The 223-nt window shown below is 60.1% G+C and carries 1 protein-coding gene; it reads right to left on the bottom strand.

From position 1 onward, the window contains the following. Positions 1-223: carboxyltransferase domain-containing protein (locus AF337_RS12735; protein ID WP_152971037.1), on the bottom strand; the 223-nt coding region annotated here is incomplete at both ends.

Here is a 223-nt window from a genome sequence, read left to right as displayed (position 1 = left end):
CTGTTGAATGGCTTCGGGCACGCCTGCAAGATATGCATATCCCGGAGCGAAGCCGTACAAGAAGACGCTGTAGTCGCCCGAGAGATGGGCGGATATAACGTCTTCCGGCGATAATCCGCTTGCCTCCGCGACGGCGGCAAGGTCGGGCGCAAGATCAGGATCGTAGCAGACTTCGACTTCGCGCATCGCTCCAATCGTCGCTGGAACCGCAGCTCCCAGACGC

Origin of the sequence: Rhizobium ecuadorense (genome assembly GCF_001187535.1) — a bacterium.
Taxonomy (GTDB): domain Bacteria; phylum Pseudomonadota; class Alphaproteobacteria; order Rhizobiales; family Rhizobiaceae; genus Rhizobium; species Rhizobium ecuadorense.
Note: the sequence above shows the minus strand (reverse complement) of the source record. Positions and strands in the feature narration are given on the sequence as shown.